Origin of the sequence: Candidatus Poriferisodalis sp., from assembly GCF_965204195.1 — a bacterium.
GTDB lineage: Bacteria > Actinomycetota > Acidimicrobiia > Acidimicrobiales > Poriferisodalaceae > Poriferisodalis.
Genome location: NZ_OZ241975.1, coordinates 1,656,731 through 1,679,436, shown reverse-complemented (window position 1 = coordinate 1,679,436; position 22,706 = coordinate 1,656,731). Strand labels below are relative to the sequence as shown.

The window sequence follows — 22,706 nt, the reverse complement described above, 5'->3', positions numbered from 1 at the left end:
CGTCCCAGTTCGCGACAGCCGAGCTTAGAGCCGCATCGGGCCATCACGCTGTTGTCTCCCCCCTCGTGCGTGGGCTTCGGTACTCTGCATTGGATGCCGACTCCCCACCGGAGCGCAACTGGAAGGGCGAATGCCGTGCACCAACTCGACTCCCGCCTCGGAAACTTTGCCGCGCGCTGGCGTGTGCTGGCTGCAGCTGCGGCCATCGCGCTGCTGGTCAGCGCCTGCGGTCTGTTGAGCGACGACGAAACGGACGCGACGACGACCACTGCCGGTGAAGACGGGGCCATGACCGAGACAGAGGCCGACACCCCCACCATGGTCACTGCCGCTCCGACGACGACTGCGGCCGATGACGCGATGGCAGAAGACGAGCCTGACGGCCCCGATGTGACAGTCGAGTCGAAGCTCTCGACGGCCGGATTGGGCCCGGTGCAGATCGGCCATTCCCTCGATGACGCCCGCACCGCTGCTGGAGCACTGCTGATCGCCGTGCCCGGGGGCAGCGACGCGTGCCGTTACTACACAGTTCAGAACGGCCCCGAGGGCGTCCGGTTCTTGGCCGTCAACGCCGAGATTGTCCGGGTCGACATCGAAGCCGGTCCGATCACGACGATCTCGGGCTACGGCATCGGCTCCACCCGGAGCGAGATCGTCGAGGCCTTCGGTGACAGGATCGAAGACGGGCCCGGCCTCTCGGCGATCCAGTACGTACCGGTCGACGCCCCCGACATCGACAAGCGGGTGGTGTGGGAAGTGGATGAGGCTGGCGCGGTGATCTCGCTGCGAGCCGGACGGCTCCCCCACATTGAGCCAAGGGTGGCCTGCACCGGCTGATCGCAACAGGTCACAACAAGCTGACCGGAGCTGTTCCGGCTCGAGCTGGCTGGCTCGCGGCTCAACTGCTGACGGCGTCGCCCAGGTTCTTGACGACGTCGATCCATAGCTGCGTGGTGAGCGCCAGCGAATCGACATCGACGCGCTCGTCGTTGCCGTGGAACCGCAGCATGAAATCGTTGGAGTTCACCCGGTTGCTGAACAACCCCGCGCCATAGGCCACGGTGCCCTTCAGGCGAAAGAAACGGGCGTCGGTCGCGCCGACGATCAGCTGGGGGATCACCGGCGCACCTGGGTGAGCCTTCGCCATCAGCTCGCTCAGCAGCTGCCACATCGGCGTATTGGTCGGCGAGAAGCTGGCCGGGTCGTCGTGGAGGTGCTCGATCTCCACCTCGTCGAATAGCTCGCCGAGCGCCGCCTGCAGGTGCTCGTTCACGGCGACGGGATCGCCCGGGGCAGTGCGGATGTCCACCTCGATCTCGACCTTGTCGGGGATGATGTTGGTCTTGTTGCCGCCGCCTACGACATTCGGGCTGAACGTGGTGTGGCTGCACGCGTGCAGGTGGCGCGCCAGGCCCGGTGAGTCGATGCCTGCGACAGCGTCGTAGACGCGGCCCGGGTCGAGCAGCGCTTCGCGGGTCTCGTCGTCGACCCTCAGCGTCGAGACGTGGTGCTGCCACATCTCGGTGAGCTGAGGCGCCGGCCGGTACTCGGCGATGCGGCGCACGATCTCGGCTGCCTTGATGAGGGCGTTGTCGGTGCCGAACGGCATGGAGCCATGGCCGGGCGTGCCGCGCACGGTGAGCCGGCGCCAGCCGATCCCCTTCTCCCCCGCCGCCAACGTGATCTTGGTGCCCTGCGGCGTGTGATTCGGCATGCCGCCGAACTCGGTGAGCACGTAGTCGCACTCGATGGCGTCCCAGTGGTGCTCGGCCATCCACTTGGCGCCGTAGGTGCCGCCCGCTTCCTCATCGGCGACGCCGAAATAGATGACATCGCCCTTCGGCCGGTAACCGCTGCGCACGATGTGACGGAACGCCACTGCCATCGACGAGGTCAGGTTGAGCATGTCGACCGCGCCGCGTCCCCACACCTCGCCATCCACCAGCTCGCCGCCGAAAGGTTCACGGCTCCAGCCGTCGGCGTTCACCGGCACCACGTCGGTGTGGCCCATCAGGCACAGCTTGGGCGCCGACGGATCGGTGCCTGAGATGCGGGCCACCAGTGATCGGCGCCCCGGCTCGGACTCGAAGCTCTGCATGTCGACGCCAGGACCTTCCAGGTACGTCTCCAGCAGGTCGCTGTTGCGGACCTCCTCGCCCGATTCGACCCTCCCGTCGTTGACACAGGCATTGCGGATCATCTGCTGCAGCAGATCGATGGTCTGGTTGGTCAGCGCTGGATCGGTGTGGTCGAGGTCGCCCATATGGCGATGTTACGACTGCGCCTGCACACCAGATGGCGAGCCGTCGATCTTGGTCACAGGTGCACAGCCACGGCTACGGTGAACGTCATGAACGCGGCAACTGACACCTTCGCTGGCCCATCGACGGCGTCCGATCTGGAGACGTTCAGAGAGACGGCGGCTGCGTTCCTGCGCGACGCCGTCGAAGCGGGCGTGGCGTGTCCCGCGTACGGCGCCATCCTGGTGCCTGCGCTGCATGATCAGGCCCGTGTCTGGCAGCGCTACTGCTACGACCACGGCTGGGCCGGGCTGCATTGGCCGACCGAGCACGGCGGTCGTGGGCTGACCCGGGCGCATACCGGCGTGTGGATGGAGGAGTGCGAACGCGCGAGCGTTGCCCCCTACCTGAACCTGCAGGGGATCGTGCTGGCGGGCGAAGCCATCATGCGCACCGGCACCGAGCGCCAGCGTGAGCAATTCCTGCGTCCGATCCTGACGGGCGAGGTGCTGTGGTGCCAGCTGTTCAGCGAGCCCGGCAACGGCTCAGACTTGGGCGGGCTCACCAGCGCTGCAGTGCCCGACGGCAGCCATTTTGTGCTGAACGGCCAGAAGGTGTGGTCGTCGAACGCCCAGTTCGCCGAGTACGGCATCTTGATGGCCCGCACCGAGCCCGATGCCCCCAAGCACCGCGGCATCAGCTTCTTCCTGCTCGACATGACGCTGCCCGGCATCGAAGTGCGGCCGATCAAGCAAATGACCGGCGACAGCGAATTCTGCGAAGTCTTCTTCGACGACGTCGCTATGCCCGCGGATGCGCTGTTGGGCGAGCGCGGCGGCGGCTGGGGCGTCGCGATGGCAGTGCTGGAAGACGAGCGGGGCGGCGCCGGTTCCTCCGGGGTCATCAGCCTTCGCAAACGCCTCACCAAGATGATCGAAGCGGCAGGCGATGCGGGACCGCTGGGTCGGCAGTCGCTCGCTGAGCTGCACGCTCGGGGAAATGCCCTGGCGGCGCTGATGGAGCTGCACGGCGCCGATCCGCGCATGGCGCCAGTGGCCAAGCTGGCGAACAGCGAACTCGGTTACGACGAGGTCGCCATCGGCGCCAGCCTGCGCGGCGCAGACGCCATGTTGGCTTCAGACGAGACCGAGGCATTCCTGTACGCGCCGGGCATGCGCATCGCCGGGGGCACCAGCGAGATCCAGCGCAACATCATCGGCGAGCGGGTGCTGGGCCTGCCACGCGAACCCTCGCCGTAAAGTTGGCGGGCCGGTTGGCGTCACGCGGCCGGAACACAGCCCTGCGCAGAGCACAGAGTGGCGAGGGAGCCGGCATGGCGATTGCAACCGAGGCTGAACGGGAGGAATGGCGGGCCGGCAGCGCGGTGAATCCCGACCGAGAGCAAGCGCACTTCGGCGCGGGCGTCCCACCCGCCGCAGATCTCGCCATCGATGAGATCAACCCGCTGAACCCTCATCTGTTTCGCGAGGACCGCTGGCACGACCACTTCGCACGCCTGCGTCGGGAAGATCCCGTCCACCTCAACGAGCTGGGTTCGGCAGGACGTTATTGGTCAGTCACGAAATGGGCCGACGTCCGCGACGTGGAGAGCGACGACGAGACGTTCTGCTCGGCTCACGGCATCACCATCGGACCGCCCACAGACACTGATCTGCCTGCGACGCCACCGCTGAACTCGTTCATCACCATGGACGCGCCCGAGCACCGCCGCCAGCGCCGCACTGTCCAGCCGATGATGGCCCCGACCAACCTGCGAGACCTTGAGTCGCTCATCCGGGAACGCGCGACGAAGGTGCTCGACTCCCTGCCGGAGGGCGAGACGTTCGACTGGGTCGACACGGTGTCGGTCGAGCTGACCACGCTGATGCTGGCGACCCTGTTCGACTTCCCGCTGGAAGACCGCCGGAAACTCACCCGATGGTCCGACCTGGTCACCACCATCCCCGGCCCGGACGGGATCGTCGAGACCAGCGCCCAGCGGCGCGAGGAGTTCGCCGACTGCCTCCCGTACTTCGAGCGGCTCTGGGAAGAGCGGCGGACCAACCCCGGCAACGACATGATCTCGATGCTGGTCCACGGCGATGCCACCAGCCACCTTCCCGCCGCAGCCCACCTCGGCAATCTGATCCTGCTGATCGTGGGCGGCAACGACACCACACGCAACACCATGTCGGGCAGCGTGTATGCGCTCAACAAGTACCCCGATCAGTACGACAAGCTCATCGCGAATCCCGATCTCATCGCCAACTTCGTCCCGGAGATCATCCGCTGGCAGACACCGCTGTCGTACATGCGGCGCACTGCCACGAAGGACTGCGAGGTCGGCGGCAAGCAGATCCGCAAGGACGATCAGGTCCTGATGTGGTACGTGTCAGCCAATCGAGACGAGGACGTCTTCGGCGACAATGCCGACGACCTCGACATCGAGCGTCACAACGCCGCCAGCCATCTCTCGTTCGGCTACGGCTTCCACTATTGCCTCGGCAGCCGGCTGGCCGAACTGCAGCTGCGGGTGCTGTGGGAGGAGATCTTGCCGCGCTTCGGGCGCATCGAAGTCCAAGCCGAGCCCCAGCGCTCGCTCTCGTCGTTCATTCACGGCTACACCTACCTCCCCGTCCAAGTCACCCGGCGGTAGCCGCAACCGTTGCTTCGCCCGAGCCCAAGCCCCGAAGGAGTCCCCACATGACCGTGAAGTTCTGCTGGTTCAACCTGATGCCGTGGCCCGATCTGCCCGACGACTTCAAGACCGAGCATCGGTCGGTCTGGGTCGACATCGACGGCTCGCTGTTCGACCCCGAGCGCGCCAACGGCGTCTACCACGAGTACATGGATCAGCTCGAGTTCGCCGACGAGCTCGGCTTCGACGGCATCGGTGTCAACGAGCATCACCAGAACGGCTACGGCATCATGCCGAGCCCCAACATCATCGCTGCGGGCCTGGCCCGGCGGACCTCACAGGCGGCGATCTGCGTGATCGGCAACTCGATCGCCCTGTACAACCCGCCGCACCGCGTGGCTGAGGAGTTCGCCATGCTCGACTGCCTCAGCGGCGGCCGGCTGGTGGCGGGCTTCCCGGTGGGCACGCCGATGGACACCAACTTCACCTACGGGCAGATCCCCGCGCTGACCCGTGAGAAGTACTACGAGGCCCACGACCTGATCATGGAGGCATGGACCAACCCCGACGTATTCGCGTTCGACGGCAAGTACACCCAGCTGCGCTACGTGAACTGCTGGCCCAAGCCGATCCAGCAGCCGCACCCGCCGATCTACATCCCTGGCGGCGGCTCGATCGAGACGTGGGACTTCTGCTTGGAGAACGACTACAACTACTCCTACCTCAGCTTCAACGGCTATCTGGCGGGCCAGACGCTGATGGACGGGTACTGGAACCGTGTCGGCGAGCTCGACAAGTCCATGACGCCGGGGCGTGCGGGGTTCGCGCAGATCATCTGCACGGCGGCGACCGACGCCGAGGCCGAGGAGCTCTACAGCGAGCACATGCTGTATTTCTTCAACCGCTGCCTGCATGTGTTCCCCGGATTCGCCGACCCGCCCGGTTACCGGACGGTCAAGACCATCCAGGCGGGCAAGCTCGACCAGTTCCGCAAGGAGAACCAGGCGCTGTTCAAGCGGCTGACCTGGAAGGACTTGGTCGACGGCGGCTACGTCATTGCGGGCTCGCCCGACACCGTGCGCGAGCGCATGGAGGACATGATCAAGCGGCTGCGGGTGGGCACGGTGTTCTGCCTGCTGCACATGGGGAACATGCCCGACTGGAAGACCCGCTATTCGAGCCAGCTCTTCGCGGAGAAGGTGATGCCGGGCTTGCGCGGCATCTGGGGCGACGAGTTTGCCGACGCGGAGGACTGGTGGTGCAAGCCGATGGATGAGCGGGTGCGTCCCGAGGACACCATGACCGACGCCCGCCGCTACCCCGAGGCACCCCGGGGTCCGGCGGCATGAGCGCCACCGAGACGGCGCCTGCGCCGGCCTTCGAAGAGGTCGTCGTCACGACGCGGCGGGACGTGACGGCACCAGTGCGCGTCTACGAGCCAGCCGAGGTTGATGCGGCTGGGGCTGACGCCGCGACGGTCATGGCGCTTCACGGCGCAGGCGGCTGGCTGGGCGACGAACCGGTACTCGCAGGCCTAGCCGCTGCCGGGCTGCGCGTGGTGGCACCCGTGTGGCCCGCGTGGAGCGAGCACACCGACGAAGACCGCCTGTCCGACATGCTGGACTTCGCGCTGCACGGCTGGGACGTTGCGACCGAGATGGGCCTGCTGGATACCGGCGGCCCCAGCAACGGCGCCACGGGCGGCGGCCTGCACCTGATGGGCCACTCGATGGGCGGCATGATTGCCGCGGAGATGGCGGCGCTGGCGCCCCAGTCGGTGGCTCGGATGGCCCTGCTGTGCCCTGCGGGGATGTGGCTGGGCGACCACCCGATTCCCGACATCTTCGCGATGCTCCCCTACCAGCTTGCCGAGGTGCTCTTCGCTGATCCCAACGTCGGCGAAGAGGTGCTGACCGGCGGTGCCGACTTCTCCGACAACGCCACGCTGACGCGCTTCATGGTGGCGCGGGCCCGCCAGCAGGGCATGGCCGGCAAGATCCTGTTCCCGATTCCCAACCGGCGCTTCTCCGAGCGGGCCTACCGGGTGACGGTGCCCACGCTGCTGGTGTGGGGCCGCCAAGATCGGCTGATCCCGCCCGCCTATGCCGACGCATGGCAGGCGGCCCTGCCCGACGCGACCGTCGAGCTGGTCGACGGCGCCGGCCACATGCTCCCTTACGAGCAATCCGAAGCCGTCGTCGCGGCCGTTACGTCCCATTTGCACGGCTGAGCACCGAGTCCCGGCAGACGTGAACTAATCCTCGATCCAGGGGTTAAGCACGTCCAAGCCGTCGAAGCGGCTGAAGTCGCTGGTGTTGCGTGTGACGACGGTCATCGAATGCGCCATAGCGGTCGCCGCGATCAGGGCATCACTCACTGGCGCAGGGTCGGGAACGTGCAGTTGTGCTGCGATCCTCGCCACCTCGATGTCCACCGGGAGCGTGCGGCCCTCGAACGCAGCCCGCACATCGTCCTCCAGCCATCGCCGCAGGATCACGCCTGACGGCTCGTCGCGCCGCTCGACGAGTTGCACGCCGATCTCCAGTTCCATGAAGGTCACCACGGAGATGTACGTGAGCGCTGGTTCGACGCGTAAAGCCCACTGGATGACGCGTTGCTCGGCTCGTCCGGACGCGGCGCGGCGGATCTCCGACACCACGTTGGTGTCAAGCACGTACATCAGTCGAGTTCAGCCGGCTGAGCGAGCTCAGTCCGGTCGGGCAACCGAAGGTCGATGTCGCCGGCGCCAAGCGTCGTGCCCAGCAGGTCGACCAGCGACCGGCCGCCGCCGACGAGCAACCGGTAGTCCTCGTAGGTCACCAGCACATGGGTCGGCCGGCCGCGGTTGGTGACGAACACCGGCCCGCGGTGCGCGGCCGATTTGGCCTCACCGGTCGCCTGGTTGAATTCCCGGCTCGTCATCTGCCGCCCCGCCGCGTGTGAACTGCTCATAAGTAGCAATATTACTACATTTCTGCCGGGGTGAGTTGTGCTGCCAGGAAGGCAGCGGCTTCGGCGAGGGCTTGATCGGCCTCGGGCAGGTCGTGGTAGTGCCACGTGTGCCACATGTGCTCCCAGAGGTCGAGCGTGACGTCGACGCCCGCGGCCGCGGCCTTGCGCTGGAACTCGCGGGCTTGGGCCGCAAGCGGCTCATCGGCCCCTGCATGAACGAGCACGGGGGGCAATCCGCTGAGATCAGCGCGTAGCGGTGACAGACGAGGATCAGCAGGGTCGACGTCGCCGGCGTAGCAGTCGATGAGGCGGCGTCCCTCGTCGTCGGCGAGCGGGTTGCCGGGCACGGAAACGTGGTCCAGCAGAGGGCTGAACAGAGCGATCGCGGAGGGCCGCAGATCCTGACCTGTCGCAGTCACCGCGGCGCCGAGAGCGAGCGCTCCCCCGGATGAGTCACCGGCGAGCGCCACTGGGGTGTCTCCGGTGGCGAGCGCGAGGTAGACGGCCAGGACATCGTCGAGTGCCGCGGGAAACGGGTGCTCGGGCGGTTGGCGGTAGTCCACCGAGACCACGCGCAAGCCAGTGGCTGCGAGGCGTGCGGTGATCGGGATCGCCACAGCCGCGCTGCCCAGCACATAGCCACCGCCGTGTGCATAAACCAGGATCGGCGCGCCGGTGGGCGGGCCGGCCACTCGACAGGCGATGCCGCCGATGACCTCTCGGCCGTGAGGCACCGCTGGGTCGTCGTCGTCTCCCCACAGCGCATTGGTTTCGGCACGCCAGCGCTCCACCGCCGCATGGTCGGTCAGATCGGGCATCTGGATCGGCACCGACGGCTTGCGTCGGGCCTTGTAGGCGGAGGCCTCGGGAGACAATCGGTGCCGACGAAGGAAGGGCGCAGCGTCCCGGTTGGAGCTCACAACGACCCGATCGCAGCGCGCCTGCAGCGGCAGTGCTGGGACGCCGGATTAGAGCTCGTGCTCATGCACGGTGACTGAGGCCACTGCTTGCGGGCTGTACGACATCGGCAGCAGCTCGCAGTTCAGCCAAGCTTGACGCTGGTCGAGATCGTGGCCGCTGCCGCGCACGCCCGACACGCCATGTGGGACTACCCAACCGGAGCTGTCCCAGTCGCCGAGGTCGAATGCGTAGCGGGCAACCGAGCCGTGGATGGCCCGTTCGCCCGTCTCGGGCGCGGTGCCGCCTTGGCGGACCGTGTCGCCGTCGCCGGCGCAGCCGTCGACTGGCGGGTGCAGATCCCGCGCCGTCATGAGCGCTGACGCGAGCGGGTGCGGCGAGGCCATGCGATGCACCTTCCCCCACGTCCACGCGTGCGGATCGGGGCCGAGCCGCTGAGTCAGCTCGGCCGCGGTCTCGTCAACGCAGGCGCTGGTGGCCATGCGCCGACCGATGGGGTTGTCGAGCCCCGGGACCACGTCGAGGTTGCGCTCGCAGAGCATGCGCGTGGCGGCGCCCGCCGCCATCCGGCTGGCTTCTGCGGCGGGCGGCCATCCCGCCGCGCCCAGCTGGGCGCCGACGATGCCGAGTCGTTCGATGATTGCCTCGATGAGCCGCCGCTTGATGACCGCGTAGATCGTCGCCGGCGCCGAATCGGCGGTCATGCGCTGGTCCCAGTCGGCGAGCATGTCGAGCAGCGTGTGCGAGAGCTCGTGGCCGCATTCGACCGCGTACTCGGTGATCAGGCCGAGAACGTTGGAGGCCACCAGCGACGTCACATCGCCGTGGACGGCGCTCATGTCGGCCACCGTGGCACCCGTCATCGGCGTCACCAGCTCGCAGATGCGGTCGTGGCGGCTCGGGCCGGCGAAGTCCAGCGAGATGTACGGGCCGCCGTCGGCGGTGCGGTTGTTGGCTGTGACGAGGAAGCCGCGTTCGGGGTCGGTCCATTCCGGCAGGTCCTCGAACGGCACCGGTTCGAGGCCATCCCATGCGAACTCATCGGTGCCCGGCACCGGCGTCCAGCGGCTCGCCGGCTGGCGTTCGACCACACGTCCCCGGATCTTGAAAGCAATCGACCCGGCCCGGTCGGCCGCCAGCAGGTTGTTGACCGGCAGCACCCACGGCCTGACCGCCTCGATCAGCTCGGCCGTCGATCCCGAGACAAGCATCGGCCACAGGGCATCCAGCGTCGTGTCGGGGCCGAACATGCCGGTCCACTGCATCGACAGTGCAACGCCGTCGGCAGGATCGCCGAGCACCACTGGACCCCTCGGCGTGGAGCCGCACAGCACCTCGACGGTGCCCTCGCCCCGGATCTGGAGCTGCTCGATCCACCACGGCTCGCCCAGCGTCGAGCCAGGCTCGAAGCGCTCCACGAAGACGTCGGTGTCGTCGCACATGCCGTGCGTGATGCCCCACGCCACCTCCGCGTTGTGGCCGAAGTGGGGAAAGCCGGGCACGCCGGGAAAGCCCATCCCGATCGCGTCGAACTCGTCGCAGCGCAGGTGGCACTGGTGGTACACGTTCGGGAACTCGATGCCGCGGTGCGGATCGCCGGCCAGCAGCGGCCTGCCGCTGGCGGTGCGCTCCCCGCTGAGCGCCCATGAGTTGGACGCTCCGTCGGAGTCCATCGCTGCCGCCAGCCCCGCCATGTCGGCCGCGCACGCATCGAGCACGTTCGCTGCGTCGGCCAGCAGATCGGGGCGAGGTCCCTCTCCCGGCACCATCGCCGCATCGGCCTCGGTGTCGCCGACCGTGGCCATCACAGCTTCGGGGCCAGCCTGGGCCATGATCCGCCCCCGCCACAGCTTGCGGGTGAGGGTTCCCATGAAGATGTGGCGCAGCTTGTACACGGCCACGCAGTGCCACGGCTCCCAGGGCTCGGGCGGGGCCGGGTGGTGCTCGAATTCGGCCGGCAGCGCGTCCTCGTGTGTGGCGAGCCATCGGTTCACACCGCGCGCATAGTCCTCGCACATCGCCTGGGTGCGCCCGTCGAGCGCCGCGTAGTCGGCTTGGGAGATCGCGGCCAGCCCGAGCCGACGGAAGAAGGCGTCCTCACGGGCGCCGACCATCCCAACCACCTCGGCCCAGCGGCCCATGGCCCGGCGCCTATCCCACTCCATCTGCCAGATCCGGTCGTCGGCCGCCACCCATCCCTGCGCGGCGAACGCAGCCTCGGCCGACGACGCCTCGACATGAGCGATCCCCCACCGATCGCGCCGGACGGTCACGCCCAGCGCGCCAGCGGCGCCGTTGCCACCAGCATCGTTGCCAGGACCATCGCTCTGTGCCATGCCGGTCACGCTAGAAGCCCAAGCATCCCGCGTGACCGGCTGCGCACGATCAATCGAGCACACCGCGAGCGCTCGTACGAACCGGATGTGCTGCTCACGGCCATCGGCCAGCGCAGCGATCGGTCAGACAGCGGCGGCGAGAGCGCCTGCGAGGTCGAGGTGGCTGAACTCGAAGCCGTCCTCGGTGAGGGCGTCGGGCATGACCCGTGTCGAGTCGAGCAGTAGCGCTTGGCCCATCTCGCCGAGCGCTGCTCGGATCGCGAACTTCGGTGCCGACAGGAACGATGGGCGTCCTAGCGCCGCGCTCAGCGCACGCTGGAAGTCGCGCTGACGGACGGGATTGGGCGCTGTCAGGTTGTACGCCCCGCTGGCATCGCTGTCGATGAGATGACGGATAGCCCGCACCTCGTCTTCCAGGCTGATCCAGCTCCACCATTGGCGACCGGATCCCAGCGGGCCGCCGGCACCGAGCCGCGTGATCTTCGCCATCCGCTCAATGGCCTCGGCACCGGGCCCCACGACGAGACCGGTGCGGATACGCACCAATCGCACCCCGGCATCGGAGATCGGCACCGCGGCGCGCTCCCAGCGCATGCACACGTCGGCTAGGAAACCGTCGCCCGGCAGCGACCGTTCGGTCAGCTCCTCGTCGCCCCGGTTGCCATAGAAGCCGATCGCCGAGCCGCATACGAACACCGATGGCTTGACTTCGAGCTCACGGATGACCCCGGCAAGCAGCCGGGTGGAATCGACGCGGCTCGACATGATCGCTGCCTTGCGCGCAGCAGTCCACCGCCCGCCGATGCTCTCCCCCGCCAAGTGGACGATGGCGTCGAGCCCCTCAAGTGCAGATGCGTCGATGGTCCCCTCAGCCACGTCCCACGCGACCGTCGACTGGCCAGCCCCGTCGGCGGCGCTCGAAGCATCAACCGAGCCGGGCCGTCGCGAGATGCCGACCACCTCGTGACCGTCCGCGCGCAAACTCGCGGCGAGTGCGCCGCCGATTAGCCCTCGAATACCGGTGATCGCGACTCGCATGCTGTCCATAGCTCCCATGATGTCGCGCCCAGTGGCCGCCCTGAACACGATTCACAGGGCTGGCATGAGATCATGATGATTCAGCATCCCGGTTCGACCGGCACGGCGGCGGGGGACACACGACATGCGGCGTTTGCACCGGACCCCCATCGCTCTCGCCTGCGCGGTACTGCTCGCCACCGCGTGCACCGGGACGTCTGATCCCGGCAGCAGTCCTGATGATCCCGCCGGCGATCCCGATCTGCCGGTGGTCGTGCTCGGTGAGGACGACATCGTCCTCACGGCTGCGCTGGTGCACTTCGACGACTGCGGTGCACTGCTGGAGCACCTGCGTACTGAGTACGCAGCACGGGTCGGCCCGTGGGGCTTTGGCGGCGGCGGCTGGTTCGGCCTCGACGAGGACATGGCTGACGAGGAAATGGCCGATGGCGACAGCGGCGCCCTCTCTGCGACTGCACCGGTGGAGGGCGTCGACTTCTCGGGCACCAATGTGCAGGAACGAGGTGTCGACGAGGCCGATTTCGTCAAGACCGACGGTCGCCGTATCTTCACACTGTCAGGCGGCGAGCTCGTCGTCGTGGATGTCGCTCGGCGTCAGGTCATCGACACGATCACTGTGGCCGAGGGTTGGTCGCCGGAGCTATTCATCGACGGAGACAGCCTGCTGCTGATCGTGCGCTTCTTCGACGACGACTTTCACGTGCCCCAGACGGTGCTGCAGCGCATCGACCTCATCGACGGCCGGCTGTCGATCGTCGACACCATGCGAGTGGAGGGCGACTACCTCAGCGCTCGCAGCGTCGGCGGCATCGCACGCGTCATCATGCGCTACGACCCGCATCACAACTTCTCGTTCGTGTACCCGCAGAGCTCCCAAGGCGAGGACACCGCCGAGCGGGTGAACCGCAGGGCAGTGCTGAACTCGACGCTCGATGACTGGCTGCCCCGCTACGCCACCGGCAACGGCGAGGTCGCCGGGGGGCAGCAGCTCACCGACTGCGCCGATGTGCATGCCCCGTCGGTGTTCTCCGGCTTCGGCATCAGCACCGTGATGAGCGTGCCAGTCAGCGGCGACATCGACCCATCGTCGTCGACCGCTGTCACTGCCCCCGGCGACACGGTGTACGCGTCAGTGGATTCGCTGTACGTCGCGACGACCCGCTGGTTCGACCCCGAGCAGTTCGCCGACGACGAGGACGGCTGGAGGCGTGCCTGGCAGGAGCGCCGCACTGCCCTGCACCGGTTCGACATCTCCGGTGACGGCAGCGCCAGCTACGAGGCGTCGGGCGAGGTGACAGGAGAGATCCACAACCAGTTCTCGCTGTCCGAGCACGAGGGCTACCTGCGGGTGGTCACCACCGTGCGCAACCCGTGGGGCGACGAGTCGGAGTCGCATGTGCGGGTGCTCGAACAGCAGGGCGACGTGCTGGTCGAGATCGGCAGCGTGGGCGACATCGGCCGGGGCGAGAACGTCCAGTCGGTGCGCTTCGCCGGCGACATCGGCTACGTGGTCACGTTCCGCCAGATCGACCCCTTCTACACCGTCGACCTGTCGGTTCCGGCCGACCCGCGCGTGATCGGCGAGCTGAAGATTCCCGGGTTCTCCAGCTACCTGCATCCCATCAGCGACGATCTCGTGCTCGGCGTGGGCGCCGATGCGGATCTCGAAGGGCGCATCACCGGCGCGAAGGTGTCGCTGTTCGACGTCAGCAACCTCGCCGATCCCCGCGAGGTGTCGGTGTGGGCTGCACCCGACGGATGGCACGACGTCGGCTGGGACCACCGAGCGTTTCTGTGGTGGGCGCCAGAACGGCTCGCTGTGGTGCCGGTGACGGTGTGGCAGGACTTCTCCGGGGCGGTGGTGCTGCGTGTCGAGGACCGGTCCATCGAGGAGTTCGGCCGTGTGTCGCATGCTGATCCCGACGAGCGCCCCGGCATCACCGATTGCCGCAAGCTCACCGTCGACGACCTGCCGTCAGCCGAACGCAGCGAGTTCTCCTCCGACATCGAGTACCTGATCGTCGAGACCGGCAGCGGCGTGCTGGCCTGCGAGCCCGGCGAGGCGGGCATGACCGGCTTCGACTGCTACCACGATCCCTCCTTCGAAGGCGAGGCCGCGAGACTGGGTCTGCTGCGGGGCGACGAGTCGATCTCGGTCTGCTGGCCGAACCACGAGCCGCGGAGGATCGTGCGCAGCATCGTGATCGGCGACGAGCTGTGGACGCTGAGCTTCAAGGGCTGGGGGTTCGATGCGAGCCGTCGCGGCCGGCTCGAAGTCCACGACCTCGCCACCCTCACGCACCTCGCCGGAGTCGACTTGTAGCGAGCCCTCCTTCGGCCTAACGGCCCAGGGCCTATTGCTCGGCCTAGCGGCCCAGGGCCTATTGCTCGGCCTAGCGGCCGACGAAGTTGCCGGGGCGGCGTTCGCTGACGGCCTTCATGCCCTCGCGGGCGTCTTCGGTGCCCGACAGGCGCAGCTGTTCGGCTGCCTCGCGCTGGGTGACCTCGCGCACCTTGTCACCGAGACCGAGTCGAAGCGTGGCCTTGATGGCCCGCACCGCCAGCGGCGCATTGGTCGCGATCTCACGTGCCACTTCGATGGCACGGTCGCGCACCTGATCGGCGGGCACGCACTCGTCCGCCAAGCCCAGGTCCACCGCCTCGTCGCCCTTGTACCGCTTGGCGCCCAGCAGCACCTTCGCGGCACGCTCAGGCCCGAGCAGCAGCGGCATCGTCACGCTCATGCCGAAGCCTTGGTGGATGCCCAGCGAGGCGAAGTTGGCGCAGAACCGGGCCTCGGGGCACGTGATGCGGATGTCGGGCACCATCGCCAAGCCCAAGCCGCCGCCGATGGCGGGGCCATGAATCGCCCCGACGATGGGCAGCGTCACATCGAAGAGCCGGCCCGACCCTTGGTAGAGCTGCAGCGTGGCGCTGCCGCCGACCTTCTCTTCGGTACCGCCGCCGACGCCTTCGCCGCCCAAGTCGGCGCCAGCACAGAACGAGCGGCCCTCGGCGGCCAGCACGGCGCAGCCGATGCTCATGTCCTCTTCGAGTTCCACCATGGCGTCGGCAATGTCGTGCACCTGGCGGTAGCTCAGGAAGTTGTGCGGCGGGCGATCCATGATCACCAGCCCGACGCGCCCGTCCCGCTCGACCCTCAGTCCGTCTGCCATTGCCCCGTCTCCGATCACCCGATCTGCTGACCCGGTCTCTGCTCGCTCGGCGGCTCACGCTAGTGGTCGCCGAACTAGCGTGACCTCCCGAACACCGCAGCCGGAAACTCCGGGAACTTCATGGCTGCGGTGGACAAGGGGGAAGCCGTGACTCAGACCGACACCGCCGAGGCAAGCACCGAGACCGCAGCGCACGTGCGCACCGAGTCCATCGACTGGGACGAGCTGCTGGCGCGGCTGCAGGCCGTGCTGCGCATCCGCACGACACCCATCGGTATGAAGCTCTTCGAGACGGTCGAGGCGATGAACGAAGTGCCGCGGGTACGCCGCCCGAAGGCCATCCACACCACCGACCAGATCGTGGGGATGGCGTGCCGGCTGAATTGGACCGTCGGCATCACCATGGACGACCTTGTGGGCGCCCAGTGCGGGGCGGTCATCGGGCTGCACCCCCAGGACGACAAGTGGCTGTCGGGCGACCGCATGGCCGGGGTGTGGTACGAGACCCTGGAAGACGCCTCGGCGCACCAGCACGCTATGGATTTCGTGCCCTACGGCACCTATGAGGCGATGGTGGTCTCGCCGCTGTCGTCGAAGCGGCTTGACCCGCCCGATGTCTGCATGATCTACGCCACCCCGGCGCAGATGATCATCTTCATCAACGGCCTGCAGTGGCGGGAGTACAAGAAGCTGGAATGGGGCTGCGTCGGCGAATCGGCCTGCGCCGACTCGTGGGGCCGGGCACTGCGCACCGGCGAGCCCAGCGTGTCGCTGCCCTGCTTCGCCGAGCGGCGCTACGGCGGCGTGATGGAAGACGAGCTGCTGATAGCGCTCACGCCCGAGGACCTGGTGGTGGCAGTCGAGGGCATGGAGGCACTGGCGCGAAACGGCTTGCGCTACCCGATCCCGCCGTACGGCATCCAGACCGACGCCCGCGCCGGCCTCGGCGCCAGCTACGACTGACCACGCCGCCGACTCGGGTGCTGTGGGTCATCGACGGCCAAGCACCTCGATGATGCGCTCCTTGAGCCGTTCCCGTCGTTGCTCATAGAACAATTCGAATTCAGCGAGCGACGACGGTACGTCGCCGAGTAAATGTCGCATGCGGTACTCGCGGGCTTCGCTCGCTGCGAACCTTGAAGCCAACCACTCGTGGGGCATCGTTGCGCCCTTCTCACTGTTGATACGGCCCTGCAACAGCTGGAGATTCGCAAGACGATCGCATTTGCTCTGATACTCTGCGTGTAATTCCCAAGGGAGGCCCGCATCTCTCAGATTCTGTGAGCCAAATGCATGCTTCGGGAAGACATGGTCTAGGTGAAAATGGTCGTTGAGGTCCACGAAGGGAAAGATCAGCGAGAGTAAGGCGAACGTGAGCCGATCACTATAGCGAACATCGGCAAGATCCTCGATTTCTTCATCGACGAATGTCAGTGATTTGCCAAGCGAAGCCATAGCAGATTCCAGGTCTGCAACCGGAAACGAGGCATCGCTCGAATCTCTGATAACGTTTCGTAGTTGCGCCAATAGAGTGTCAACCGCGCTGCCCCATATCCCTGCCTTGAGCAAGCTTCTCATGAGCCATTCACGGATTGCCGTGCGATCGGCAGCGAAACTACCATGAGTTAGAAATGCATCGGCACCGTCTTTGCGGTGCAGGTAGTACGCAATAGGCAGGAGTGAGTTATGCGACGCTAGATTCTGCCCGTTGAACCCGAATGATTCAGCCAGCTGAATCGTTAGAGCAAGTGAGGACTTGATCTGATTCCAGGAATCTTCGAATGTAGCCATGTTCGATCGATTGAAATTGTTGACTTGAAATCGGAGGCTTCCAACATCGCTGAGCATCAGGCCCGCTTTGAGGACGAAGTCTTTGGAAAAGCGGAATCCAGTGCCAATTTGGTTGAGTTCATCTACTAAGTCATGAATTTCCTGTCGAGCATCATGGCGTTTCCATTGGGCAACAGCGATGGACAATAACAAATCAGAGAACGACAGTGGAGTCCCACCGTCATTCATCCGTATGAAAATCTGAAGCGCCTTGTCCAGATCTTGGTCAGTTTCCTCGTAATAGGCGATTAGAGGATTGCTGTGTACCACCTGATAGAGTTGAAACAGCACGCTATGCGCACGCGGCAGTTCATCTGGGGATACGCGATCCACTAGCCACGCTGTCATTGCGGGTCCAGGGTCTGCGATAGACAAAATTTCGCCCACGCGAAACCAACACGCTCGAGTTCGGCCGGATCCGGCCTGACGGTCGGTAAGGAAACTGAAGCGATAGTTGACTCCGACTTCCTCGTCGTCATCAGGTTGCCATAGCAGATCGATGTGGAGCCTCGTCTTGGGAAATGCGAGGGGATTGTTCCACCATAAGCGGGGTTGTTTGGTGGCCATCGAGCCATGCAGTCCGATATTCAGAGCAGTAAGACGTTGTTGGCCATCCAGCACGGCTGTCAGTCGACGGTTGTGCTGCTCGGGCAGTGGAGGGCAATGTGGATTGTCGCGTTGGTGATAGTCACGGACGAAGTCGAAGAACCGAAACTTACTACAGTTATCTGGTTCAACTCTCCAGTATAGAAAAGTGCCAAATGGATAGCCCTGCATGAGACTGTCAAAGAGTCGGCAGATCTGCTCCGGCTGCCAAACAAATTCCCGCTGAATGGCCGGTAGTACCAAATCGTGCCGATGTATCTCTTCCAGTGTCTTCTTGATCGTTTGCCCTGTTTGGAACACTTCACATCCCCCGGCGCCTGCTGAAGCTCGCGTGCAAGCAGTTGAGCGTAGCGATCATGGGCTCCAGCGATCGATGTGGTGCGCCTAGCAGCGCCGAGCGTTCGTGGGCACGACCAGGGACGGCCGGACTCTCATTGACGGCGACGATGCACTGTCACAGCGAGTCTTGCCATTTCGCCTAACGGGGTTGCATGCCCTACGCTCACTGCCTGAGATCACAGCCCGACGAGAGCGAGACAACGTGGCACTGCAACCGACCAAGGAGGGCTTCGACCTCGGCATCGTCACCACCAACGGCGACGAGATGCTCGCGTTCTACCGCGACGTGCTCGGACTGAAATTCGAGGCGACGCTCAACATGGAGCAGGTGGGCATCGCCCAGATGCACCGGCTGTGGGCAGACAAGAGCTTGCTCAAGCTGGTGGTGCCCGTGGCCGACGTGCCGACGGGGGCCACGGGCGGCATAACCGGTGCCACCGGGCTGCGCTACTTCACGTTCAACGTGGGCAACTTCGAGGAAGTCATGACCGCCTGCGAGGATGCCGGGGCCAACATCATCTGGCGACGGCTCGAAGCGCGGCCAGGCGTGGTGGTCGGCATGGTGGAAGACCCGGACGGCAACTGGGTGGAGTTCATCGACAACCCGGCCTGACTTCAGACATCGGCGTTACGGTGCTGTCTAACTACGATGCGGGATCGAGAAACTTGGTTCCCTCCTGTGGTCGGCCCGGTACCTGAAGGCACAGAACCCGACTTCCGCTAAGAGGACACCGCCATGTCAGACCCTTGGGCCGACTTCTGGCTTCAGGCGTTGCCGTTCGTGATGGTCGCGCTCTTCGTAGTGCTCTTCTTGGTGTTGCGGTCAAGGAGGACTGCGCAGGCCGGACGAAGAGAGCGCGAGCAAGAACGAAGGAGGGAGAGCGCAGCCGTGAAGGGCAAGGTGACAGCGGCAGTCACGCCTTGCCCTATCTGCGGATCGACGGCAGTGAAGTTCAGGCACTCCCGCGGGCGCAAGGTAGCGCTGACGTGGTGGCTCTGGGCCATGAACAAGAAGCCGTACTGCGCTCAGTGTGGAACGCTCAGAACGGTTTGACCTAGTTAGCGTTCGTCTCAGACGCACAAAGCGAGAGATGAGATGAGCGAAGAAGCGGACGCTCTGGTGCAGCGGCAGGCAGCGTTTCAGGACGGCTACGGGGACGGCGCGTTTGGCCCTCCGGTTGAAGGCCATGTGATGTGGGCCAGCAATCCCGAGTCGGCATTCTCCAAGGATGAGAATGGGATCGTGACTGACAACATTCACGATTACGTCGAAGGGTGGAAGGCCGGTTGCCGAGATCGCGAGCGACGGCGCCTCTTTGGCTCTCTGTAAGGCGCAGACAAGGCACAAACCGCCCTGGCCAGGCCCAAAGGCCCCAGCAACAATGCGCTTGTCAGGAACGCAGCTGTACATCGACGGCGGACCGGCGGGCCTTGGGGCGCGGCAGTGCGTCTTAGGATCGCTGGCAGAACGGCATGGGGAACTTTGAGCAGTGCCTGAACCTCAGCGCAAGACGATCAACCAACTGCTGGACGAGGCGCGCTCGGGACTGGAGCGTGTCGCTCCTGCTGAGCTAGCCGAGCTGATGGGTGCCGGGAGCGGCGACGGCGAGCCGCAACTGCGTGTCATCGACATACGGCCACGAGATGACAGGGAGAGGACCGGTGTCATCGAGGGCTCCGAGCACATCGGGCAGCTGGTGCTGGAGTGGCGCCTCGACCCGGACTCGGGCGCGTCGGAGGGAACCGCGGCGGATCTCGACGACCATCTGGTCATCGTCTGCAACCAGGGCTACAGCTCGAGCCTCGCCGCGGCCCAACTGCAGCAGCTGGGTTTCGCACGGGCCACCGATCTGGACGGCGGCATCGAGGGCTGGATCGGGCACGGCTTGCCCGTAGCGCCGCCGCCGGATGCCGGCGGCCGACACGGCGCCTAGCAGCGCAGCGCCCCACTCGGCATCGAGGCCGTCGAAGCAGTTTCAACCGGTGGGCGGCGCGGGTCGCTCGCGCAGCCGGGTGATCACATCCGCCATGAAGTCGTCGTCTTGCGCTCCGGGGATCACGAGGCGACCGTCGAACAGCCAGCTGGGTGTCGCGCTGATCCCCCACTCGTTCGCTCGAGCCATCGACGCCCGCAGCGCTGGCAGCAGCTCGTCGTTGGCGACCACGCGCCGCAGCACGTCTGGGTCGATGGCCACGTCTGCCGCCAGGGTGACCAGCACGTCAGGATCGGCGACGTCGAGCTCGTCTTCCCAGTAGGCCGCGTACAACCGGTCGTGGTAGCGCTCGGCAGCGTCGGAGTCGGCATGCTCGACTGCCAGCGCAGCTTGGTGCGCTTTGGCGCTGTTGCGCAGGCGCTTGGGCACCACAAACGTGATGCCCTCAGCCTCGGCCAACGAGGCAATTCGCTCGAAGCTCATGCGAACCTCGACGCCCTCGAGCGGCACCTCGGGATGGATCTCGTACGCCAGCCAGGTGATGTCGAGATCGTGCCGTTCAGCCAGGCGGACCGCCCGGGCCCGTGCCAAGTGGCACCACGGTCACAGGTAATCCGACCACACCAACACCGACATCTTCATTGCTGTTGCATCCTCCCGCGCGTCCACGCCCAGACCGCTAGCGCCGCACGGCGCCGAGCCGTTCCTGAATAATCCCGGGCTGCTGGTCAAGCAGTGCCAAGAGCACGCGAGCGGGCCCCTGGGGGCGACGGCGTCCCTGCTCCCAGTTTCTCAATGTGCTCGGCGCGACACCGATGCTGCGAGCGAACGCATCCTGCGAGAGCCCAGTTCTGGCACGGATCGCTCTGACATCTGGCTCGGCGACCACCACCTCGTGAGTCACGAAACCGCTTCGCTCGCCGTCCAGATACGCCTCAGCGTCACGGAGGCCAGCCTTGATCTTGTCAAATGCTGACTTCATTTCAGCCCCCCATCGCCAGCAGACAGGCGCCTGCCGATGTCGACGAGTGCTTGACGTTCCTTGGGCGTGAGGCCGGCCTTCTCATTCTTCCTAAACGCAGCTAGCAGGATGATCGGCATCTGGTCGCCTCCAAACAGGAACACGATCCGGGCGCCACCTCGCCTACCGCGTCCTGGCAGTTTGACGCGCATCTTGCGGATGCCCCCTCCGAGCGAAACCCCCTCAGTCGGGTTGGCAGCCACACGGTTGACAATTTCTTCACGCTCCGTCTCAGACAGAAATGCCGTGGCGTCCGCAAGATACGTAGGTGTTTCTACGACCGTGTACAGGCGTCCATCCATCGCCGATGGTATACGCCATTGGCGTAGTTACGCGCACATCGTTTTTTTGCGCGGGCGGCGCGCCGGGTCGGCGGGGGCCGCAGGCAGCCGGGTAGCTTGCCGCGCATGGACTTCACCATCCCCGGCGACATCGCCCAGCTGCTCGACGACCTGGACACGTTCATCGACGACGTCATCAAGCCCATCGAGAACGAAGACGACAACATCCGCTTTTTTGACCACCGGCGGGAGGACTCGCGCACCGACTGGGAGCGCGACGGCTTGCCCAATGCGGAATGGGAAGCCCTGCTGGTCCGCATGCGAAAGGAGGCCGACTCGGCGGGCTTCCTGCGCTGGCACCTGCCCGAGCGCTTCGGCGGCAGCAACGGCACCAACCTGGGCATGGCGATCATCCGCGAGCACCTGGCCCGCCGCGGCCTCGGGCTGCACAACGACCTGCAGAACGAGAACTCGATCATCGGCAACTTCCCGACCGTGCTGATGATGGAGCGCTACGGCTCACCGGCCCAGCAGGAGTACTGGATCCCCAAGATGCTGGAGGGCCAGGCGCGCATCGGCTTCGGCCTCACCGAGCCGCTGCACGGCTCCGATGCCACCTGGATGGAGACCACCGCCGTGCGCGACGGCGACGAGTGGGTGATCAACGGCGAGAAATACTGGAACACCGGGCTCCACCACGCCACCCACGACTACATCTTCGCCCGCACCTCGGGGAACCCCGGCGAGGGGCACGGCATCACCTGCTTCATCGTGCCGGTCGACACGCCCGGCTTCGCAGTCGAGAAGTTCATGTGGACCTTCAACATGCCCACCGACCACGCCCATGTGCGGCTGACCGACGTGCGGGTGAGCAACGACGACATCCTGGGCACCGAGGGCCGGGGCCTGCAGACAGCGCAGCTCTTCGTGCACGAGAACCGGATCCGCCAAGCGGCGTCATCGGTCGGCGCCGGCCTGCACTGCATCGACGTGGCGGTCGACTATGTGAAGAACCGCACCACGTTCGGCAAGCCGCTGGCGCAGAATCAGGCCATCCAGTTCCCGCTGGCGGAGCTGTACACCGAGGCCGAGATGGTGCGGGCGCTCATCTGGAAGACCGCCTGGGAGATGGACGAGGGCGTCGATCACATGGAGATCACCGACAAGGTGGCCATGTGCAACTACCGGGGCAACCGGTTCTGCTGTGACGCGGCAGATCGGGCCATGCAGAGCTGCGGCGGCAACGGCTACGGCCGCCACATGCCCTTCGAGCACATCTACCGGCACCACCGCCGCTACCGGATCACCGAGGGCTCAGAGGAGATCCAGATCCGCAAGGTCGCCGGCAAGCTGTTCGGCTTCGCCGGCCGCGCCAAGGGTTAACGCCGCTCCGGAAG

The 22,706-nt window shown here is 66.0% G+C and carries 22 protein-coding genes; 11 read left to right on the top strand and 11 right to left on the bottom strand.

Annotation, left to right across the window (positions count from 1 at the left end):
- Positions 1 to 135: 135 nt before the first annotated feature.
- Positions 136 to 837 carry a hypothetical protein gene (locus ACOGI8_RS07435; RefSeq protein ID WP_419856232.1) on the top strand — a complete coding sequence of 234 codons (702 nt, stop codon included), beginning with the start codon at positions 136 to 138 and terminating at the stop codon, positions 835 to 837.
- A 61-nt stretch (positions 838 to 898) separates the two neighbouring features.
- On the opposite strand, the gene ACOGI8_RS07430 is transcribed toward ACOGI8_RS07435, so the two are convergent.
- Complete coding sequence (locus ACOGI8_RS07430) at positions 899 to 2,263, bottom strand: M20/M25/M40 family metallo-hydrolase (protein ID WP_419856231.1); 1,365 nt, start codon at positions 2,261 to 2,263, stop codon at positions 899 to 901.
- Between the two features lie 87 nt (positions 2,264 to 2,350).
- Here ACOGI8_RS07430 and ACOGI8_RS07425 point away from each other — a divergent pair, with 87 nt between their 5' ends.
- From ACOGI8_RS07425 to ACOGI8_RS07410, 4 genes are all read left to right on the top strand, one after another.
- Positions 2,351 to 3,499, top strand: coding sequence for an acyl-CoA dehydrogenase family protein (locus ACOGI8_RS07425; RefSeq protein ID WP_419856230.1), 1,149 nt, complete (start codon positions 2,351 to 2,353; stop codon positions 3,497 to 3,499).
- 74 nt (positions 3,500 to 3,573) lie between these two features.
- A complete protein-coding gene (locus ACOGI8_RS07420) occupies positions 3,574 to 4,896 on the top strand; it encodes a cytochrome P450 (protein WP_419856229.1) in 1,323 nt (440 codons plus the stop codon).
- A 47-nt stretch (positions 4,897 to 4,943) separates the two neighbouring features.
- Positions 4,944 to 6,227 (top strand): LLM class flavin-dependent oxidoreductase, encoded by a 1,284-nt coding sequence (locus ACOGI8_RS07415; RefSeq protein WP_419856228.1) that lies wholly within the window; start codon positions 4,944 to 4,946, stop codon positions 6,225 to 6,227.
- On the top strand, positions 6,224 to 7,108 hold the full coding sequence (locus tag ACOGI8_RS07410) for an alpha/beta fold hydrolase (protein WP_419856227.1): 885 nt from the start codon (positions 6,224 to 6,226) through the stop codon (positions 7,106 to 7,108). Before ACOGI8_RS07415 ends, ACOGI8_RS07410 begins: the two co-directional genes overlap by 4 nt.
- Positions 7,109 to 7,132: 24 nt before the next feature.
- Here the strand turns inward: ACOGI8_RS07410 and ACOGI8_RS07405 are convergent, their stop codons facing one another.
- The 5 genes from ACOGI8_RS07405 to ACOGI8_RS07385 all read right to left on the bottom strand — a co-directional run bounded on the left by ACOGI8_RS07405 (position 7,133) and on the right by ACOGI8_RS07385 (position 12,131).
- A complete protein-coding gene (locus ACOGI8_RS07405; protein WP_419856226.1) occupies positions 7,133 to 7,558 on the bottom strand; it encodes a type II toxin-antitoxin system VapC family toxin in 426 nt (141 codons plus the stop codon).
- The gene (locus tag ACOGI8_RS07400) at positions 7,558 to 7,800 is read right to left on the bottom strand and encodes a type II toxin-antitoxin system prevent-host-death family antitoxin (RefSeq protein WP_419856225.1); all 243 of its coding nucleotides are present in this window, start codon (positions 7,798 to 7,800) and stop codon (positions 7,558 to 7,560) included. Before ACOGI8_RS07400 ends, ACOGI8_RS07405 begins: the two co-directional genes overlap by 1 nt.
- 44 nt (positions 7,801 to 7,844) lie before the next feature.
- Positions 7,845 to 8,750 (bottom strand): alpha/beta hydrolase, encoded by a 906-nt coding sequence (locus ACOGI8_RS07395; RefSeq protein ID WP_419856224.1) that lies wholly within the window; start codon positions 8,748 to 8,750, stop codon positions 7,845 to 7,847.
- 48 nt (positions 8,751 to 8,798) lie between these two features.
- Positions 8,799 to 11,084, bottom strand: a complete 2,286-nt coding sequence (locus ACOGI8_RS07390; RefSeq protein ID WP_419856223.1) for a penicillin acylase family protein — start codon at positions 11,082 to 11,084, stop codon at positions 8,799 to 8,801.
- Between the two features lie 123 nt (positions 11,085 to 11,207).
- Positions 11,208 to 12,131 (bottom strand): TIGR01777 family oxidoreductase, encoded by a 924-nt coding sequence (locus ACOGI8_RS07385; RefSeq protein WP_419856222.1) that lies wholly within the window; start codon positions 12,129 to 12,131, stop codon positions 11,208 to 11,210.
- A 115-nt stretch (positions 12,132 to 12,246) separates the two neighbouring features.
- Here ACOGI8_RS07385 and ACOGI8_RS07380 point away from each other — a divergent pair, with 115 nt between their 5' ends.
- Positions 12,247 to 14,445, top strand: coding sequence for a beta-propeller domain-containing protein (locus tag ACOGI8_RS07380; RefSeq protein WP_419856221.1), 2,199 nt, complete (start codon positions 12,247 to 12,249; stop codon positions 14,443 to 14,445).
- A gap of 70 nt (positions 14,446 to 14,515) precedes the next feature.
- Here the strand turns inward: ACOGI8_RS07380 and ACOGI8_RS07375 are convergent, their stop codons facing one another.
- Positions 14,516 to 15,298, bottom strand: coding sequence for an enoyl-CoA hydratase/isomerase family protein (locus ACOGI8_RS07375; protein WP_419856220.1), 783 nt, complete (start codon positions 15,296 to 15,298; stop codon positions 14,516 to 14,518).
- A 195-nt stretch (positions 15,299 to 15,493) separates the two neighbouring features.
- On the opposite strand from ACOGI8_RS07375, the gene ACOGI8_RS07370 reads away from it, so the two are divergent.
- Entirely contained in the window at positions 15,494 to 16,261 is a 768-nt protein-coding gene (locus ACOGI8_RS07370) for a DUF169 domain-containing protein (protein ID WP_419856380.1), read from the top strand.
- A gap of 27 nt (positions 16,262 to 16,288) precedes the next feature.
- Here ACOGI8_RS07370 and ACOGI8_RS07365 read toward each other — a convergent pair whose 3' ends face one another.
- Positions 16,289 to 18,034, bottom strand: coding sequence for a DUF262 domain-containing protein (locus tag ACOGI8_RS07365; protein ID WP_419856219.1), 1,746 nt, complete (start codon positions 18,032 to 18,034; stop codon positions 16,289 to 16,291).
- A gap of 241 nt (positions 18,035 to 18,275) precedes the next feature.
- Here ACOGI8_RS07365 and ACOGI8_RS07360 point away from each other — a divergent pair, with 241 nt between their 5' ends.
- The 3 genes from ACOGI8_RS07360 (at position 18,276) to ACOGI8_RS07350 (ending at position 20,007) form a co-directional block, all read left to right on the top strand.
- Complete coding sequence (locus tag ACOGI8_RS07360; protein WP_419856218.1) at positions 18,276 to 18,686, top strand: VOC family protein; 411 nt, start codon at positions 18,276 to 18,278, stop codon at positions 18,684 to 18,686.
- A 483-nt stretch (positions 18,687 to 19,169) separates the two neighbouring features.
- The gene (locus ACOGI8_RS07355) at positions 19,170 to 19,403 is read left to right on the top strand and encodes a hypothetical protein (RefSeq protein ID WP_419856217.1); all 234 of its coding nucleotides are present in this window, start codon (positions 19,170 to 19,172) and stop codon (positions 19,401 to 19,403) included.
- Positions 19,404 to 19,563: 160 nt separating this feature from the next.
- A complete protein-coding gene (locus tag ACOGI8_RS07350; RefSeq protein WP_419856216.1) occupies positions 19,564 to 20,007 on the top strand; it encodes a rhodanese-like domain-containing protein in 444 nt (147 codons plus the stop codon).
- A 42-nt stretch (positions 20,008 to 20,049) separates the two neighbouring features.
- Here ACOGI8_RS07350 and ACOGI8_RS07345 read toward each other — a convergent pair whose 3' ends face one another.
- The 3 genes from ACOGI8_RS07345 to ACOGI8_RS07335 form a co-directional block, all read right to left on the bottom strand.
- Positions 20,050 to 20,598, bottom strand: coding sequence for a DsbA family oxidoreductase (locus ACOGI8_RS07345; RefSeq protein WP_419856215.1), 549 nt, complete (start codon positions 20,596 to 20,598; stop codon positions 20,050 to 20,052).
- Positions 20,599 to 20,686: 88 nt separating this feature from the next.
- A complete protein-coding gene (locus tag ACOGI8_RS07340) occupies positions 20,687 to 20,989 on the bottom strand; it encodes a helix-turn-helix domain-containing protein (protein WP_419856214.1) in 303 nt (100 codons plus the stop codon).
- Positions 20,986 to 21,330 (bottom strand): type II toxin-antitoxin system RelE/ParE family toxin, encoded by a 345-nt coding sequence (locus ACOGI8_RS07335; protein ID WP_419856213.1) that lies wholly within the window; start codon positions 21,328 to 21,330, stop codon positions 20,986 to 20,988. Before ACOGI8_RS07335 ends, ACOGI8_RS07340 begins: the two co-directional genes overlap by 4 nt.
- A 105-nt stretch (positions 21,331 to 21,435) precedes the next feature.
- On the opposite strand from ACOGI8_RS07335, the gene ACOGI8_RS07330 reads away from it, so the two are divergent.
- The gene (locus ACOGI8_RS07330) at positions 21,436 to 22,692 is read left to right on the top strand and encodes an acyl-CoA dehydrogenase family protein (protein WP_419856212.1); all 1,257 of its coding nucleotides are present in this window, start codon (positions 21,436 to 21,438) and stop codon (positions 22,690 to 22,692) included.
- Positions 22,693 to 22,706: the final 14 nt, after the last annotated feature.

Coding starts and splice junctions, on each gene's coding strand:
- ACOGI8_RS07405 (WP_419856226.1), bottom strand. CDS start 7,558: ATGTACGTGCTTGACACCAACGTGGTGTCGGAGATCCGCCGCGCCGCG.
- ACOGI8_RS07390 (WP_419856223.1), bottom strand. CDS start 11,084: ATGGCACAGAGCGATGGTCCTGGCAACGATGCTGGTGGCAACGGCGCC.
- ACOGI8_RS07410 (WP_419856227.1), top strand. CDS start 6,224: ATGAGCGCCACCGAGACGGCGCCTGCGCCGGCCTTCGAAGAGGTCGTC.
- ACOGI8_RS07380 (WP_419856221.1), top strand. CDS start 12,247: ATGCGGCGTTTGCACCGGACCCCCATCGCTCTCGCCTGCGCGGTACTG.
- ACOGI8_RS07385 (WP_419856222.1), bottom strand. CDS start 12,131: ATGGACAGCATGCGAGTCGCGATCACCGGTATTCGAGGGCTAATCGGC.
- ACOGI8_RS07340 (WP_419856214.1), bottom strand. CDS start 20,989: ATGAAGTCAGCATTTGACAAGATCAAGGCTGGCCTCCGTGACGCTGAG.
- ACOGI8_RS07415 (WP_419856228.1), top strand. CDS start 4,944: ATGACCGTGAAGTTCTGCTGGTTCAACCTGATGCCGTGGCCCGATCTG.
- ACOGI8_RS07375 (WP_419856220.1), bottom strand. CDS start 15,298: ATGGCAGACGGACTGAGGGTCGAGCGGGACGGGCGCGTCGGGCTGGTG.
- ACOGI8_RS07425 (WP_419856230.1), top strand. CDS start 2,351: ATGAACGCGGCAACTGACACCTTCGCTGGCCCATCGACGGCGTCCGAT.
- ACOGI8_RS07330 (WP_419856212.1), top strand. CDS start 21,436: ATGGACTTCACCATCCCCGGCGACATCGCCCAGCTGCTCGACGACCTG.
- ACOGI8_RS07420 (WP_419856229.1), top strand. CDS start 3,574: ATGGCGATTGCAACCGAGGCTGAACGGGAGGAATGGCGGGCCGGCAGC.
- ACOGI8_RS07335 (WP_419856213.1), bottom strand. CDS start 21,330: ATGGATGGACGCCTGTACACGGTCGTAGAAACACCTACGTATCTTGCG.
- ACOGI8_RS07400 (WP_419856225.1), bottom strand. CDS start 7,800: ATGACGAGCCGGGAATTCAACCAGGCGACCGGTGAGGCCAAATCGGCC.
- ACOGI8_RS07355 (WP_419856217.1), top strand. CDS start 19,170: ATGAGCGAAGAAGCGGACGCTCTGGTGCAGCGGCAGGCAGCGTTTCAG.
- ACOGI8_RS07430 (WP_419856231.1), bottom strand. CDS start 2,263: ATGGGCGACCTCGACCACACCGATCCAGCGCTGACCAACCAGACCATC.